This window comes from Thermoplasma sp. (genome assembly GCF_008709555.1).
Taxonomy (GTDB): Archaea; Thermoplasmatota; Thermoplasmata; order Thermoplasmatales; family Thermoplasmataceae; genus Thermoplasma.
Window position 1 is genome coordinate 49,159 of sequence record NZ_VYIJ01000007.1, and the last position, 15,438, is coordinate 64,596.

Consider the following 15,438-nt stretch of genomic DNA (forward strand, 5'->3'; position numbering starts at 1 on the left):
TCGGCTTCTCAGTAAGCCATGGATGAGAAATTCCTCATGAATCTTATCATGACCGCGACGGACATCATGCAGATACCCACTGTCATGAATGAATACGTACTGCCTGCAGACTCATAGAGAAAACCACCGGCTATACTCGATACGGCTGTGGCAGCTATGCCGAATGTGTTGAATGCCCCCTGGATCCTCGCCATCATCTCAACGGGTATTATCCTCATCAGCGAAGTGTTTATTGCAACATTCTCAATGCCCATGGCCAGGCCAGCGATGAATGATGGAGGCACAGCTAGGAAACCATTTTTCACGAATGAAATGGAGAAGAATGATGCTCCTATAATGGCGTATACCGCGATGCTTATCCTTCCGATATTGCCACTGATCCTCTGTCCCAGCAGGGATCCCACCGCTATTCCAAACACCAGCATTCCGAAGATCATGGACACGTAGATGGCAGGAAGCCTGAACCCCACCTGTACAAGCGATATGAACATTATGCCGGCCATGCCCAGTATGAAGTTTCCCATAAGGCCTATGATTATGACCTCCCTTATCCTGCCGTCCCCCATTGCCAGTCTGATCCCGTTCATGATGTACTCCTGAACGGAACCGGATCCACCGTATCTTGCATGTCTTATCGTCAGGAGAGGAAGAAGCGCCGCCAGAAAGATGAGTGCGAGAACGAGAAATGACCTGATATCGCCGAGCGCTATTATTATTCCTGATATGACGAAGCCAGCCCCCTGTGCCAGCATTGTAGCCGAGGACATCTCTGACGATCCCGACTTGTACTGATCCTCTGAGAGGAAGACCTTCATCCATGAGGCCCTCACGGAATCGATGACATCAGAGGTGAAACCAAGCAGAAACGTGGCGGCAAATATTGAAACCACAACGTAGATACCCTTGCCCGTGTAAATTGCATAGAGTATAAGTACCAGCAGGGCGACCCTGATCATGGCCGCGCCAATCGCGATCTCCTTCTTCAGCCATATCCTGTCCACGACCGACCCCACAACGATGCTTAGCATGAGCGGGAAAGTCATCATGCTGTCTGCAAGGCCAGCAAGGGCAGGGCTGCCAGTGATATGGAGCACCACCCATATGACCACAAGGTTGTAGGCTGATAGCCCGAATCTGGATATGGCCGCATTTGCCACCGTCATGTGGAAGTTCTGAAGCATACTGTCGTTCCTGTTTTCATTATACATATAAATTGGACTTATACGTAGATTATTATCTTATATAAAAATATGCTATCATGGATGGATCTGCCAAGAACATAGACCTGCTCCTGAAGAACTTCTCTAACAGGACCAGGCTAATGATAATAACGCTGATAATAGAAAACGGGCCAATGACCGTCACGCAGCTGTCCAGGACCATAAAAACAAGCAGGTCAAACCTCTACCAGATAATCAAGGACATGGTTTCTGACGGGGTTGTCATTCAGGTAAAGACCGAGACCAACAGGAACTATGTCGAGAAGTATTACTACATCAATGAGAATATGTTTGCAAGCGTGAAATCCGAGGATCTAAAGAAAGCGCTGATCGGGATGGACGATGAGAGCCTTAGGAACCTCATCATATCATTCCTGACCACATCATCAGCCATAATGTCGATAGCAGCAGAGCAGATTGCAATGGCAGGCCCGGAGGAGATAAAGAGATATCGCGAGGAGATCAACAGCGATCTCATGATCATGTTTTTTTCTTCACTCTCGAGGGAAACAATGGCCAGGTATTCCGAGATGCACATGAACTTCATGAAGAGGATCGAGGAAAGCACCGAGAGATCCACAGAGGACCACTTCCTGTACGTCATCGGCTTTCCATCCTTCGCTGGACCCACGATGTTAAGCAGGATCCGCAGAAAGGATGGTGATAATGGAAATGACAACGAAAGAGGTGATGATCGATCATGAAGCTGCCTGGGATAACGCTGAGAGAATTCCTTGCAGATGAAGAGAAACGCGGAAACGTCATGGTGATCGATGATGAACTTTCCACGGATCTCGAGATCTCCGCAATGGCGTCGTTGATGGAGAGGAGCGGGAAGATCCTGGGGTTCAACCGCATTATGAACGCTCCCGGATACTCGTTGGTAACGGGACTCTTTTCAACCGAAGAGAGGATGACCAGGATACTCGGATCTGAAAATGAGGATGAATTTTACAGGAGGTGGACGGCCATAACCGGAGACGGATCTTCGAACGAGTTGCCCGTTGAAAAAGCAGTTCCAAACGATATGTCCATAGTTGATCATCCCGACCTCCTGTCCCTGCCGGTTCTTAGGCACTACAGAAACGATGGGAAGAGGACTGGAAACGGCAGGTATATAACAGGAGGCATCGTCGCTGCGAGGGATCCCTCCGATCCGGAGAGGATGAATCTCAGCTTCACTCGGATACAGGTCATGGCGAAGGGCCGATACGCATTTGATGCAGGGAGCCATGGACATCTCTGGTCATACCTGCAGCAGTGCAGGAAGACCGGAACGCCGCTGGAGATGTCTGTGATAATTGGCGCGCCACCCGTCCATTATCTGACGGCAGCCGCCTTCATGGATGACGAGTACAGGCGAATAGGGAGGCTCTTTAATTTCAGTTATTATGGAGGCTACAGGAACGATGTTCCCGTTCCGGCGGAATCAGAGATCGTGATAGAGGCCAGGTACCTTCCGGGCGAGGAATATGATGAGGGCCCGTTCGCCGAATACACCGGGTACATGGGATACGATTCGACCAGATCCGTTGCTGAGGTCAGGAGTATCATAGCAAGGAAAAAGCCGATCTACGTGGATATAATGCCTTCAAATTCCAGGGAGCATATCAACCTGTTTTCCTTCACGCGGTCCATCAGGGTGAACAGCGTCATCAGGGAGACCAGCCCAAAGGGCCACGATATCAGGATCATATGGCCAAATTTCGGATCCCGTTTTCTCGCGATAGGATACATCGATCCCCCGTTCCCGGGCCTGGCGAAGAACGTTGCCATATCAGCCATGGCGAATGATCCCCTCTGGAACAAGGTCGTTATCGTGAATGAGGGAAAGACCGACCTCAGCATTGAGAGGATGCTGCTGAGCCTTGCCGAGACCAGAAATTTCAGCAGCACACTCACCATCCTGAGAGACCTTTATGTGATAAGCTCCGATCCGACTGCAAAGGCGGACGGCACAGATTCAAAACTTTTAGCAGTAACCAAAGGATCCAATGGCCCTTTCAGGATAGAGAAGCACCCGGAGAGCGTTGCAATATACTCGGCCAGAGGAAAGGTTCTCATCTCTCATGGTGAATCCGATGCGGATGTCAACATATTGATACCAGAGGCGATTGAGGCTTCCGATATGGAGAAGGTTGGGTGGACGCTTGCACTGAACATGGACTGCGATAGGGACCTGCGCATGGACGACGAACATCTCATCATCGACCTCAGGAAGGATCTCCACGAGATCCCTGAAGAAGACAGAGATGCCACATCCAAGGCCTCCGAAGTTGCAATGAAATACAGGGTCAGTTGACTTTTCCTGATGTTACATTTATACGGGAAGCATCCAAGCAGCCACTCAGAAGTGAGCTACTCGTCAGCTGAAGCTATTGAGAATTATATATTCCACCAAACCCCTAACGCTTCCTTTAAGAACCACGCACACAGTTATCATCTATAATTATCGTTTTTCTGGCAGTGGTCAATCCTTTGACAATCCTCACGCATCCTTCTCCCACTTTGAAATACCGGCTGATCTGCTTCAGCACGTCAATATTAGCTCTGCCGTTTTCCCTGGGCTCGTCCGTATATACTATGAGGAATTGCCCATCAGCCTCTATCCTTTCGTGTCCATTTTTGACCTTTACCATCAATATCATACGCCCTGCAGAGAAGAAATAGAGAATAAGATAAAACCCTGTGCTCCATGGCATAACGGAGTGGGAGCTTGACATTATCCAGTATTTATATTACATGTCATGCGCTGTATCATTGGGTATCAAAATTCAAACAAAAAGTGATTTTGTTTCTATGATATATAATTCAAATAACATACAACTGATGTATTATGTTATTAACTATGAATCCAAAGAAGGTATTAAATCTACTACGTATTTCCAGAAAGACACTCCATGTATACGCTTCAACGGGGAAGATAAGATTCACAGCTATGCCCAATGGTTATTATGATTACAGTGATGAGGATGTTTACAAACCATTGAACAGGGATGTTAAAAGGAAAACAGTTATATAAATGGAACACTGATACGTGCCGACCTGCAGGCTTCATATAACCTGATAAGAAAGGCAATTCCTGAAGCGTTCGCGGATGGAATAGGAGGTATTGGGTTGTATCCACGAAGTTTAAGCATCCAGGAATTCCTGGAGATGGCAACTTCCAAAGGTGGTTGTTAACATGGTTAACAGAAACCATAACCTGGAGACATCAGATATTGAGGCTGTTCACAACTTGAGATATCGTCTCCCCATCCGCGGCTATCACCCTGATCCCGGCATTGTTGAAATCGGTATATGCCCTTGGACCTATTCTGCTCGCCACTATTATATCCGGATGCAGGTCGATGACCTTCTGGTGTATCAATGAGGCTGCCTTCTTCTCCTCCTCGCTTCTCTCCTCAGGATGCGGGCCCTCTCCCGCCACAAAATCTACACTCGTGATTTTTCGATCTGAAACACTTATCAGCGCAAGATATGGTGCACGGCCAAAATGCGGAGAAACTCTTGAATTCTCTCCGTTCTTCTCCAGGACCGGTATAAGTATCCTCATCTCCATCATAGAGGATATTCTATATGACTTTATGACTTTTTCCCACATTTTTTGCGTCATTGGATGCGGAAGTTAAAGCTTATGAATCGATCCTGCATTGCAGCGGGATGGCAGGCAATTCTAAACTCAGCCTCTTCGGGTCCGAATGGTTCACCATAACACTGGGAACCTTTGCTATCTCGCTGGCCTTCATTCACGTTCATTCCGTGTTCCAATATTCAGAATTGATCTATGCTGGTCAGGCATTCCTTTATCTTGGCGTTATTTTCTTTATCATCACTCTTGCGACCTGGATCCTCCGCACCTTCATGAACCCAGGCGTCGTGAAGGAGGACTGGAACAGCCTGAACAGGATAAGCTTCACAACGGTAATACCACTTTCCGCATCAGTGATGAATGCAGCCATCATATCGTACTACGGTTATGATTTATCGTACACGCAGCTGTATGTTGCAAACTACTTCACGGATTTCACGGCCATCCTTTTCCTGAGCTTCTTCCTTGGTTACAAGCTATACACGAAATCGCCAGTGCACACGAACGAGATCTCATACGGGCTTCTCATACCGCCAGTTGCGCTCTCATCCAACGTGCTCCTTGGTTCCATGATCCTCAGGACGCAGTACTTCGATACCGTTATGTTTTTGACAGTAATGGGCATCGGCATAGCGTTCTTCCTCTTTCTATTCATAGGCATAATGGCCTTCGCATCTTACATAAGGGACCTGAAAGCAAACGTCCCCTCACCCATGCTGGTTCTGCCCGTGGGAGTAGCCAGCATAATAGTCATAAACACGCTGGTCATCGCATCCACAAGGTCTGTTTTTCAGATAGCCATGCCTGAAGCCCTTGTGGTATCATTCGCGCTGTGGGCATTCGAGCTCTGGAATTTCGTCGTTGCAATGATGATAAGCCTCAAACGCGTTTTCAGGGAGCCAGCAAGCATAAGCATATGGGCATACACGTTCCCTATAGCCATATTTTCCGTCTCCTCATTCGACCTGAGATCCATAATGGAGAATTACGGGTATGCAGCCGCCTCAAGCATCATCTACTATATCGGGACATTGGCCTGGGCCATACTTATAATAGCATGGATATACGCGATTGTATCCACCACTGTTTTCCTGTCCCACATTGGAGTGGCGTCGCATCCATGATGGCTTATCCTTGATCAGTTATTGTGTTCTGAATGCATGCAGTTATGTTTATGTCCAGATTAGGCGTTCTCATTTCATGTCCGAAGATCACATAAAGGACAGAATAAATCGGTATCCCGAGAGGGCCTCATACGATCCGGATGAACTCAGGGCTATTCTGGACAGGAACTTCGTGTGCACGGTATCGTTCATAGACGATATGGTTCCATATGCAATACCAATGATGCTCGCCAGCGATGGCGATACCATATACCTCCACGGATCAACAAAGAGCAGGCTATACGGAATACTGAAGAGAGGCCAGCTGATCGCCATATCGATTCTGGAGATAAAAGGGATCGTACTGGCAAAGGAAATAAAGAACAACTCGGTCAACTATGTCTCAGCGATCATATTCGGAAGGCCCAGCGAGGTGAACGACGACGAAAAAAAGCTGTTTGTATTCAAGATTCTGACGGAAAAGATGGTCAGGGGCAGATGGGAAAGATCGATAAAGCCGTCTGAAGCCGATCTTAAGGATGTCTTCGTCTTCGCAGTGAAGCCTGAAAAATTCTCCATCAAGTCCAGGACTGGGCCTCCACATGATTCATCCAATGAGGATATCTGGTCCGGCGTCCTGCCTGTCATCCATCTTCTTGGGGATCCCGGCGAAGATGCACCGGAATACGTGAGATCGCTCAATGGGAAAAGGATCTTCGCATGATGATCAGGCCAGGCCCGTTCTGTGCTTCCTCATGGCCTGGACGTAGGCCGATGCGACGAAGGCCATTGACCCGGCAACGATGCAGACCACGGCTATACCTGATACCAGCGATGAGGGGTCTATCAGCGCAGCTATGAAGGGAGAGAAGCCTCCCACAAGCCTTCCGGAGAAGAACACTATGTTCGTGGCCAGAGCCCTGGATCCCGGAGGATAATTCTCGCTTACCCATATGCCGCTGAACGAGAAGAACCCGGATGATGCATACACAAGGCCAAGTATGAAAAGGAAGTAGCGCCCAACCCCGGTGAAGAACAGGGCCAGGCCAAACGCCACTCCTGCACCGGTGAATGCCATGGCAACGTATCCACGCCTGTACCTGTCTGAAAGGTAACCGGCGATCACAAAGCCTCCAAATCCAACCAACGACAGCACCGTCACGTAAATGGGATCCATGTGCAGTCCAGATAGGACACTGGGCACATCAGCCATCAGCGGCACACTGAACATGAAAGCACCTATCACGATTATTGAGAATGCTATGGTGTAACGCAAAAAGTTCGGATCCCTCTCGGCCTTCATGGCGAAACGGCTGCCGCCGGTCTCGATTATCAAGGATGAGGCCGGGACGGAGAAAAGCAACGAGATCAGGCCAGCAGCTATAAGGTAAGTACGCCAGTAGTGGAAGAAGACGAAGAGAACAGAATCAAGCATGAACCCGAGAAAGTAGAGGCTCTGCATCGTTCCGCCAATGGTGCCAGACGAACGCCTCAGCGTCTCGACGATAACCGGGTACGAGACCCCATTCTGCGCGTTCACTCCGAAACCTATGAGGAACCAGAGGGCGTATATCATGTATATGGACGTTGAGAAAGCGGCCAGCAGCGTGAATATTCCGAACATTGCAGATGATATGATCATGACTGCTTTACGCCCGCTCCTGTCCGCCAGGTATCCCATTATGATGCCGCCCATCGCACCTCCGATGAAATCTATCGGAATGGCAAGCAGGACGGCGGATATTGGAACTCTGAATTGTGCTGAGATCTGGGGGACGATCATCGATATCGAGAACACGGAAAAGGCGGAGAGCAGGAAAGGGATCATAACGCCGGGCATATTCCGGATATGATCTGCCATGCATCGCTATTCATCGATCAAAAATAAATGTAACCGTGCTGAGATACGCACATCCATATTTTAAGCGTCAGTAAACGTCTGAAATGTGCCTCACATCAACCATGGCAACATCGTACACGTCATCGCACACGTTGAGCTTGAACCTTATGAATGTGCGCTCTACCGGCTTACCGTTCTCTGTAGATCCTATACGGACCATCTCGCTCATGTTGGCGTATATCAGATCGCCGTTGTCCAGCCTTATCCTCCTGATCAGGTTCACGTCCAGCTTCGGCACATACGATGTCCTGGTCAGACATCCATTCCACTTCATATAAAAGTCATCGGAATTCATCTCCATCGCCCCATAATATTGGTATAATTGTATAAAGCATGTAAAAAGATAAACTATTCGATCCGCATGCCAGAACCGTAAATTCCTGAACGGATTTTTGCGAAAAATGATGCCATGTGACGCCATGCCTAAATATGCGTAAATACTCAGCGACCTATGAGGATCAGATGCATCCTGTTCTGCCATGGAGGCGAAATACCAAATGTGGACGGTGCCATAGTCAGGAGGCACTTGGATTCTTTTGAATCATCCTTCTTCATCGATGACGGGAAAGTCGCGGATATTCTCAGCGAGAGCTGCCCATACGCCGTCATCCTGTGCCATAACTGCAGCGAAACTCTGCCTCCTGATCCGAATGTTGCCTTCAGGAATGCACGTCATCTGGTCTTGGAGGAACGGTTTTGGGAAGCGCATGAAGCACTTGAGGATGCATGGCACGTTTCTTCCGGCAGAAAGAAAGATCTGATACAGGCACTGATCTGGATCATAGCTGCGCAGGTACACTGGCAGATGGGCCATCCGGATACGGCCATGGCCATGCATGATCGAGGATCATCGATCCTCGGATCGGAAATCAAGTTTCATTATCCTATCTCCGCTGAGGAATTTGACATGATCCTGAAGCACATTCAGGCTGTCTGATCACCAACGGTGAATATGTTTGCGATGTCTTCTGGCGTGAGCAGGCCGCGTTTTTCAATAAGCCTGGAGTAGGCTTCAGCCTCGGCAAGCGCCCCGTTCAATGCGTTATGGGGCCTCCTCTCCGTGCCCAGGCCAAGCGCCATAAGGAGATCGTCAAGCCTTCTCCTTCCACCATGGTAGAGATCGGATGATTCGAAGAGAACCTTCAGATCGATCTTCCTGTCTATCCTTATCATCCTCATCGAATTAGTTATGCACTCCTGCCCGATGAACGATATATCAAAATCAACGTTGTATCCTGCAATGGTGTAATCTGAAGAATTCTCTGCATACCATTCCGAGAAGGCCTGGATCATATCGTACATTGCATTTCCTAAGGAGTAGATGTACTCCCTCGTGAAGCCGTTAACAGCCAGAGCCCCATCCTCGACGACAGCTCCCGGATCCGGCCTAGCCTCCATGTAGAAGCGTATGGACGGCCTTTCATATACAACCGCACCGATGCTTATCATGCTGCACTTGATGGGATCGAGGCCGGTTGTCTCAACATCGATGAATATCATCTCAGTCCCTGAACCAGTGGTATTTTGCGTATAACGATATATCGTATACTATCTTTGTGGCGCCTGCCAGGTAGAGAAGGGATGGCGGCATGGCCTCTATCAGGAATCCTCCTATCGCAGGCCCTGGAACCTGCCCCAATGTCCGAACCGTTGTGAACACGGAGTTGCTGTTCACCCTGTAGTCTGCGGGTATGATCGTGTTGGTGAAGCTGTCCCGGGCCGGAACATCCATCTGGCTGGTTGTCTGCCTCAGATACAGGAATGCCTGGCTCGCTATAAGGTTCGGGATGACAGGCATGAGTATCAGGAACACGTTGCTTATGACGTGGGTGTAAACCATGGTGCGTATCAACCCTATCCTTCCGGATATGCGCGATGATATCAGTATCGATATGGCCGTCACGATGTTGACTATTATGAATATGAAGCCAGCATATCCGAGCGATATGTGGTAAACTACCTTGAACCAGAGCGTGATCATCGATGTGGTCACGAAGCCCCCTCCGAACGCATCGATCGAGAACAGTGCGGACAGAGATGAAATGTGCCTCTTCACTTCGCCTGGTATTTCGCTGGAGGCCGATGGCCTGCTGTACTCAGGAAACGAGACCGAAAGGTATATGATGAGCTGGGCCAGAGCGAACGCAAGAAGGACCATGAATATGTAAGAAAAAACGTAGTGCACGTAGAGAAAGAGAAAAAGAGATGCTATGGCTGCGCTTCCATAGGATCCGAAGTTGTAAACCGAAAAGGCAGTGTTCTTGTCCTTCTGGTTCTGTTCGTACCTGCTGATTGTATACTGCTCAACGGGCTGATATGCCGAGAAATCGCGGCCAGTAAGCGAGATGCCGCCTATGAATATCGCCACTATGAAGATGTATACACTGCGCGTGAATATGAGTATGAGGAATGCCAGCACCATGAGCGCGGACAGTAATATCATCTTCGGCTTCAGCTTCATTTTCACCCTTGGATATAGAAGGATGAACACCGCACCGGAGACCAGGCTTATGAATATGACGATCGACGTGTAGACGGCGTTAATGCCCAGCGATGACAGGTAATATGGGACTATGATGGCCATGGCCGCAAATATGAAGGAACGAAAGGCCTTTGCTACGGTCAGAAGCACAGTGTAGGCATGCATGAAAATGTATGATAAAAAATGATAAAAAATTGTGCTTTGGAATGTTCAGTGCCTCCTGAACAGTGCCACGACAACGAATGATCCGACGATGAGCCCTGCAACGGCACCTATCACCAGGTATTCAAACACGATGCTGGAAGGCACAGCCTTCACGGGTTTCGAGACTTCGAAGGTCACCGTGGTTTTCGCGTGCTGCCCATCTGGGCTTGTTACCAGCAGCGTCACCGTGTAGTTGCCAGGGGATGTGGCCTGGAATGATGCATAATCAGCGCCAAAAATCCACATGGTATTTTTGGTATATATTTTATTTTATATGCTATTTTTTAGACATAAATGCTTATTTAATATGTATATATCACAGATTCTGTGAACAATCATAGATATTCATCATTGAGGAGAAACGCGATCGGGCTCAAGGAGAACATGTTCCAGGGCGTTGCCGGTTCAGCGCCAGCGGGTGCTGCCGTTGCGACGCTGACAGGCGCAGCTGCATACGCCCTCGGATCGCTTCCACTTGCTGCATTCATAGCATTCCTCGTCGTATTTCTTAACGCTTTCATAATCAGCAGGCTTTCAACACGCATAGCAGGTGCTGGCGGCTACTATTACTACGTCAGGAACGGATTGGGAAGCAGGCCTGCAAGGTTCACAGGTTTCCTTTATATATTCTATCAGATAATGGCCCTCGCCTTCATATCGTTGAGTGTTGGTGTATTCGTGCCGGCCGTCCTTGGATCTGTATTTGGGATATCAATGCCGGGGTACCTCATGTACGTGCTGATAGTTGTGGTTCTAGCAGCTGGTTTCCTTATCTCCTATAGCGGCGTCCGCGAGTCAACAAGATACACTATGTACATGGCTATCGCTGAGATGGCAATAGTGGCCGGCATGGGAGTCATCATACTGATGATGAAGCCCTCAATAAACACGCTATCCGTGTTCACCCCTAAATTCGCCTATGGCGGCTTATCTGGCGTCGGCATTGGCGTTCTGCTGATGTATACCGCATTTTCAGGTTTCGGAGCCTCAACTCCATTGGGCGAGGAATCAAGGGAAGCCGAGAAGACAATATCAAGATCGGTCATATTCACCGTGATCGTGCTAGGCGCATTCTTTGTCTTCTCATCGTATTACTTCACGGTGGCATGGGGCCCTTCCAACATGGCGAGCTATGCAAGTCCCAATAACCTCGCTCCGGGCATAACCATCATAAGCAGCTACCTTGGCACGGGCGCAGCTATACTGATAACGGTGCTGTTCATAAACAGCCTTCTGACCGGTACCGTTGTGGTTACGAACAGCACATCCAGGGTCATGATGGCCATGGCCAGGGACGGCATAATAAGCGAGAACTTCAGTGGCGTAAGCAGCAGGAAGACGCCGCATATATCCGCGGCTTTCGTGTCAGGCATGGCAGCCGTCATAGCAATCGTATCCGCCTCGGTGATCGGTGGATTCGGGGCATTCATAATGACAGCCACTGCAGCAACCCTTGGCGTACTTCTTGTTCATGGCCTGATAAACGTTTCGCTTCCTGCATCTGACATGCGCCTGCACAGATCCTTTTACGGCAGCGCTTTACTGTCCGTGGTTTCCATAGCAGTTCTCGGCTTCATATTCTACAGCACGTTCATGTCGATAAGCCTTCCAGTCATAGTAGGATCGGCCGCCTTTGCCCTCTTTTCGGTGGCCGCACTCGCCATCTCCATAAAGAACATGAGCCATGAGATTCCATCGGAAATCCCAGCAGAAAGCTGATCCATAAAGGGTTTAAAGTGAACAAAAATTATTAGATTATTAAAAATTTTAAAGAGTTATCCTCTTCTTCACGCTTTAACCGTGTACCTCTTTTCGCCCGAGGTGTCTTCCAGGTTCTTCCCCTTTGTCTCGGGAAGAAGAACAAGCGTCAGCATGAATGCTGCGACCGCAAATATCGCGAGTATGGTGAAGAGGAGTGGCAGGTGGGCCGAGGCATCCGTTCCAAGTATTATGGCATCGACAAACGTTCCCACGAATGCACCGGTTTTGCCTCCGGCTGCCGACATGCCAGTTCCAAGCCCCCTGGTCGTGACCGGGAACACCTCAGGTGGATACACGAATGTGGTAACGTTTGGCCCGAACATTATGAAGAAGTAGCTCACACCGTATATTGCAAGGAAGATGCTGAGGTTGCCTATTATGGAATGGTAACCTATGGCTATTATCGCATAAGATATGGCCATCACCGCAAAGCCCACAAGCTGTATGGTCTTTCTCCCTATCCTGTCTATTGTGAATGTCGCAATCCAGTATCCGGGGAATGCTGCTACCGCGAACATCAGCAGCGTGTACTCCGTGGATCTTATCAGGGCTGGAAGGCCCTTTATTGTCGATGGTACAAGGGCCGAAAGGATCGTTGTTGACATTATCGAGTTTCCGTAGAGGGCCCAGTCCATAAGGAACCATGCTCCCATGGTGCCTATCAGCGTTAGGAGGAATGTCCTGTCCCTGAACAGTGTGGACCATTTTGCCTTCACAACGTATTTCTCGTCATCTGAAACGTCGACATGTATGCCGGTATACTCCTTCAAATCCCTGGCCGCCTTATTCACATCGCCCCTGGCCGCAGCCGTGTATCTTGGGGGCTCAGGCATCTTAAGCCTGAAGTATATCACTATGGCCGCCGGTATCGCGCCTATGGCCAGCAGCGCCTTCCACGTTATTGCCGGCGATACCCCATGGAGCATGAAAGCCAGCGCTATGAGCGGCCCTGCAACGAGGCCGAAGCTTTGCATGGAAAGTATGCTCCCAACGAACTTACCGCGGCTCCTGGTATTCGAGTACTCTGCCATTATGGTAGAGCTTGTTGCATAATCGCCTCCTATGCCTATACCCAGTATGAACCTCCATCCAATCAGTGCAAGGACGTTGTTGTACGGAGTCAGGAAGGCACTTCCCAGTGCGCCTATTATCAATATACCGAGTTCAAGGCCATATATCCTCTTCCTGCCCAGGTAGTCCAGAAGCCTCCCGAACACTATGGCACCGATCACCGCAGATATGAGCGATGTGGAGCTTATCAGACCCTTGTAGAACGTATCTATGGTCGTCCAGCCTGCCAGCGAGAGCAGCGATACGACAACACCTATTATGAACAGGTCATAGGCATCGGTGAAGAAACCGAGGCCAGATATCAGAAGGGTTTTGATGTGGAAACTTCCCTGAGATCTGTTCAGGGCTTCGTTTATGGCATCCAAACCACCATTGTTCTCTGTCATCACCTATTTATGGGGGCCGGTTATTTTACATTTTTCTATATAATATATTTTCAATACATATTTCTATATAGTATATATAAATGAGAGGATCTTTAACCTTAAATATGCTCAGGCATTTGTTAACCGTATGCCTTTCAGGGCTAAGGTGAGGATACCTGCATCACTGTGCATGAGGTGCAGGGGGGCAAAGAGGCTCTGCGGCCTCTCATACTGTCCAATAGAGATAGAGATGATCACGAGATCGAAGGTAAGCGGCCAGAAAAGCGTCAGGGAGATCGATGGTTCGTCGCCGCCATCCGTGTTCGTCGGGCGGTACGGTTATCCAAAGGTCTATGTCTATCCATCTGCACCGCCCGTTAAAGGCGATACAAGCAATCTTTCCGTCAGCTCCACGTGGCTTGATATGCCCCTTGAGGAGTTCATATCGGCAAGGCTGTCCATGCTCAGGGGATCTAAGGAATTCAGAGTTAACGATGCCGTGGATCCGGATAAGCTTCTGCAGAGGATACAGGAGATATCGCTTTCCAGAGGATCCGTCGATGTGGATATACTCCTTGAGAAGCCCATCGATACGTCTAAGATAGAGATGGACGATCATGTAACACCGATGGGTCCAGCCTCGCCCATGAAGACGTTCACCGTCGATCCATCGAAGACGGATCAGCACATAGAGAAGGTTTACTACGATACGGACATGAAGGCGAAGCATGCAGTCATCCAGCTCTATGAAAGCGGCCTGGACATGGAGAGGATATCGCAGTCGCTCAGCGTTGGCATAATGGGAGAGGGGAAGAAAAGGAAGATCGTGCCCACCAGATGGTCGATAACTGCCGTGGACAGCATGGTATCGGATGAACTCGTTGATGATCTGAAGCAGAGGCCGGCGATAGATAAATTTCTCGCGTACAGGATGCGCGTAAATGGAAACTACTTCATGGCGATCCTTACGCCGTCCAGCTGGATCTATGAATGGGGCGAGTCATGGTTCCCTGGAAGCACCTGGAACATGTGGGGGAGCCAGGCAGAGGTTGAAATCGATTACGAGGGATACAACGGCAGGAAGACCTATCCGGACATAGGTGGATGTTACTACTCCAGCAGGGTTGCAGTGGGCGAAGCCTTCAGGAAGATGGGTAGGAGCGGCGGTGCGATAACATGGCGTGAGATATACCCGGGCTTCAACATACCTGTCGGCGTCTGGTTCGTCCGCGAGAACATCCGAAGGCTCTTCTCACAGAGGCCTGAGGCATTCGATACGATAGATGAAGCCATAAAATACGTATCGGAGTGGATGAAGGTGCCGCCGGAGAAGTGGAAATCCAACTCTTACGTGTACAGGACGCTGAAGTATGAAAACCTCGAGAGGTTTTTCAGCCTATGAGGGTAATAGAGATAGAAGTGAAGACAGCGCTGCAGAAGTCCGGCCTCAGGGAGCTTGACTACAGCCTTAACCCGTACCTGGGATGCATGCACAGGTGCCTTTACTGCTACGCGATGGATATGACGAAGGATACGAGGGCCTCATCTGACTGGGGTTCCACCGTCATAGCAAAGAGGAACATAATAGAGGTGCTGAGGCGGGAGATCCCGTACAGGAGGCGCGGTATCGTCGGGATATCCACCATAACTGACCCGTACCAGCCAGTTGAATTCAGGTACAGGCTGACTAGGCAGGCCGTTGGGATCCTATTGAAAGAGGGGTTCCGCGTTTCCATCCAG

General features: G+C 49.3%; 16 protein-coding genes and 2 pseudogenes. 9 read left to right on the forward strand and 9 right to left on the reverse strand.

The features are described 5' to 3' along the window. Positions 1–8: 8 nt before the first annotated feature. The gene (locus F6Q11_RS04095) at positions 9–1,208 is read right to left on the reverse strand and encodes an MFS transporter (protein ID WP_297026476.1); all 1,200 of its coding nucleotides are present in this window, start codon (positions 1,206–1,208) and stop codon (positions 9–11) included. Positions 1,209–1,258: 50 nt separating this feature from the next. Between F6Q11_RS04095 and F6Q11_RS04100 the strand changes: the two genes are divergently transcribed. Both F6Q11_RS04100 and F6Q11_RS04105 read left to right on the forward strand, forming a co-directional pair. After that, positions 1,259–1,924: a winged helix-turn-helix domain-containing protein gene (locus tag F6Q11_RS04100; RefSeq protein ID WP_297026479.1), complete on the forward strand. Its 666-nt coding sequence runs from the start codon at positions 1,259–1,261 to the stop codon at positions 1,922–1,924. Then, the gene (locus F6Q11_RS04105; RefSeq protein WP_297026480.1) at positions 1,921–3,522 is read left to right on the forward strand and encodes a UbiD family decarboxylase; all 1,602 of its coding nucleotides are present in this window, start codon (positions 1,921–1,923) and stop codon (positions 3,520–3,522) included. Before F6Q11_RS04100 ends, F6Q11_RS04105 begins: the two co-directional genes overlap by 4 nt. A gap of 115 nt (positions 3,523–3,637) precedes the next feature. Here the strand turns inward: F6Q11_RS04105 and F6Q11_RS04110 are convergent, their stop codons facing one another. Continuing rightward, a complete protein-coding gene (locus F6Q11_RS04110; protein WP_297026506.1) occupies positions 3,638–3,859 on the reverse strand; it encodes a DUF167 family protein in 222 nt (73 codons plus the stop codon). 209 nt (positions 3,860–4,068) lie between these two features. Here F6Q11_RS04110 and F6Q11_RS04115 point away from each other — a divergent pair. Beyond that, positions 4,069–4,239: pseudogene (locus F6Q11_RS04115) on the forward strand (IS607 family transposase); the annotation flags it as partial. Between the two features lie 195 nt (positions 4,240–4,434). On the opposite strand, the gene F6Q11_RS04120 reads toward F6Q11_RS04115, so the two are convergent. Then, entirely contained in the window at positions 4,435–4,776 is a 342-nt protein-coding gene (locus F6Q11_RS04120) for a NifB/NifX family molybdenum-iron cluster-binding protein (protein ID WP_297026482.1), read from the reverse strand. Positions 4,777–4,883: 107 nt separating this feature from the next. On the opposite strand from F6Q11_RS04120, the gene F6Q11_RS04125 reads away from it, so the two are divergent. Both F6Q11_RS04125 and F6Q11_RS04130 read left to right on the forward strand, forming a co-directional pair. Continuing rightward, complete coding sequence (locus F6Q11_RS04125; protein ID WP_297026483.1) at positions 4,884–5,936, forward strand: hypothetical protein; 1,053 nt, start codon at positions 4,884–4,886, stop codon at positions 5,934–5,936. A gap of 76 nt (positions 5,937–6,012) precedes the next feature. Next, a complete protein-coding gene (locus F6Q11_RS04130; protein WP_297026485.1) occupies positions 6,013–6,639 on the forward strand; it encodes a pyridoxamine 5'-phosphate oxidase family protein in 627 nt (208 codons plus the stop codon). Between the two features lie 3 nt (positions 6,640–6,642). Here the strand turns inward: F6Q11_RS04130 and F6Q11_RS04135 are convergent, their stop codons facing one another. Both F6Q11_RS04135 and F6Q11_RS04140 read right to left on the reverse strand, forming a co-directional pair. Then, positions 6,643–7,776 (reverse strand): MFS transporter, encoded by a 1,134-nt coding sequence (locus F6Q11_RS04135; protein WP_297026487.1) that lies wholly within the window; start codon positions 7,774–7,776, stop codon positions 6,643–6,645. A gap of 67 nt (positions 7,777–7,843) precedes the next feature. Next, positions 7,844–8,110, reverse strand: coding sequence for a hypothetical protein (locus tag F6Q11_RS04140; RefSeq protein WP_297026489.1), 267 nt, complete (start codon positions 8,108–8,110; stop codon positions 7,844–7,846). 156 nt (positions 8,111–8,266) lie between these two features. Here F6Q11_RS04140 and F6Q11_RS04145 point away from each other — a divergent pair, with 156 nt between their 5' ends. Further along, positions 8,267–8,752 carry a DUF309 domain-containing protein gene (locus F6Q11_RS04145; protein WP_297026490.1) on the forward strand — a complete coding sequence of 162 codons (486 nt, stop codon included), beginning with the start codon at positions 8,267–8,269 and terminating at the stop codon, positions 8,750–8,752. On the opposite strand, the gene F6Q11_RS04150 is transcribed toward F6Q11_RS04145, so the two are convergent. The 3 genes from F6Q11_RS04150 to F6Q11_RS04160 are packed head-to-tail and all read right to left on the reverse strand — an operon-like array spanning position 8,740 to position 10,747. Next, a complete protein-coding gene (locus F6Q11_RS04150; RefSeq protein ID WP_297026493.1) occupies positions 8,740–9,315 on the reverse strand; it encodes an exonuclease domain-containing protein in 576 nt (191 codons plus the stop codon). The genes F6Q11_RS04145 and F6Q11_RS04150 overlap by 13 nt on opposite strands. 1 nt (position 9,316) lies before the next feature. Further along, positions 9,317–10,462, reverse strand: a complete 1,146-nt coding sequence (locus tag F6Q11_RS04155) for an MFS transporter (protein ID WP_297026496.1) — start codon at positions 10,460–10,462, stop codon at positions 9,317–9,319. A gap of 45 nt (positions 10,463–10,507) precedes the next feature. Next, entirely contained in the window at positions 10,508–10,747 is a 240-nt protein-coding gene (locus F6Q11_RS04160) for a hypothetical protein (protein ID WP_297026498.1), read from the reverse strand. A gap of 81 nt (positions 10,748–10,828) precedes the next feature. Between F6Q11_RS04160 and F6Q11_RS04165 the strand changes: the two genes are divergently transcribed. Next, positions 10,829–12,220 carry an APC family permease gene (locus F6Q11_RS04165; RefSeq protein WP_297026500.1) on the forward strand — a complete coding sequence of 464 codons (1,392 nt, stop codon included), beginning with the start codon at positions 10,829–10,831 and terminating at the stop codon, positions 12,218–12,220. Positions 12,221–12,288: 68 nt separating this feature from the next. Here the strand turns inward: F6Q11_RS04165 and F6Q11_RS04170 are convergent, their stop codons facing one another. Next, positions 12,289–13,719, reverse strand: coding sequence for an MFS transporter (locus tag F6Q11_RS04170; protein ID WP_297026502.1), 1,431 nt, complete (start codon positions 13,717–13,719; stop codon positions 12,289–12,291). 127 nt (positions 13,720–13,846) lie between these two features. Between F6Q11_RS04170 and F6Q11_RS04175 the strand changes: the two genes are divergently transcribed. Continuing rightward, complete coding sequence (locus tag F6Q11_RS04175; protein ID WP_297026504.1) at positions 13,847–15,100, forward strand: Nre family DNA repair protein; 1,254 nt, start codon at positions 13,847–13,849, stop codon at positions 15,098–15,100. Beyond that, positions 15,097–15,438: pseudogene (locus F6Q11_RS04180) on the forward strand (radical SAM protein); the annotation flags it as partial. The gene F6Q11_RS04175 and the pseudogene F6Q11_RS04180, both read left to right, overlap by 4 nt.

Coding starts and splice junctions, on each gene's coding strand:
- F6Q11_RS04095 (WP_297026476.1), bottom strand. CDS start 1,208: ATGTATAATGAAAACAGGAACGACAGTATGCTTCAGAACTTCCACATG.
- F6Q11_RS04100 (WP_297026479.1), top strand. CDS start 1,259: ATGGATGGATCTGCCAAGAACATAGACCTGCTCCTGAAGAACTTCTCT.
- F6Q11_RS04105 (WP_297026480.1), top strand. CDS start 1,921: ATGAAGCTGCCTGGGATAACGCTGAGAGAATTCCTTGCAGATGAAGAG.
- F6Q11_RS04110 (WP_297026506.1), bottom strand. CDS start 3,859: ATGGTAAAGGTCAAAAATGGACACGAAAGGATAGAGGCTGATGGGCAA.
- F6Q11_RS04120 (WP_297026482.1), bottom strand. CDS start 4,776: ATGAGGATACTTATACCGGTCCTGGAGAAGAACGGAGAGAATTCAAGA.
- F6Q11_RS04125 (WP_297026483.1), top strand. CDS start 4,884: ATGGCAGGCAATTCTAAACTCAGCCTCTTCGGGTCCGAATGGTTCACC.
- F6Q11_RS04130 (WP_297026485.1), top strand. CDS start 6,013: ATGTCCGAAGATCACATAAAGGACAGAATAAATCGGTATCCCGAGAGG.
- F6Q11_RS04135 (WP_297026487.1), bottom strand. CDS start 7,776: ATGGCAGATCATATCCGGAATATGCCCGGCGTTATGATCCCTTTCCTG.
- F6Q11_RS04140 (WP_297026489.1), bottom strand. CDS start 8,110: ATGAATTCCGATGACTTTTATATGAAGTGGAATGGATGTCTGACCAGG.
- F6Q11_RS04145 (WP_297026490.1), top strand. CDS start 8,267: ATGAGGATCAGATGCATCCTGTTCTGCCATGGAGGCGAAATACCAAAT.
- F6Q11_RS04150 (WP_297026493.1), bottom strand. CDS start 9,315: ATGATATTCATCGATGTTGAGACAACCGGCCTCGATCCCATCAAGTGC.
- F6Q11_RS04155 (WP_297026496.1), bottom strand. CDS start 10,462: ATGCATGCCTACACTGTGCTTCTGACCGTAGCAAAGGCCTTTCGTTCC.
- F6Q11_RS04160 (WP_297026498.1), bottom strand. CDS start 10,747: ATGTGGATTTTTGGCGCTGATTATGCATCATTCCAGGCCACATCCCCT.
- F6Q11_RS04170 (WP_297026502.1), bottom strand. CDS start 13,719: ATGACAGAGAACAATGGTGGTTTGGATGCCATAAACGAAGCCCTGAAC.
- F6Q11_RS04175 (WP_297026504.1), top strand. CDS start 13,847: ATGCCTTTCAGGGCTAAGGTGAGGATACCTGCATCACTGTGCATGAGG.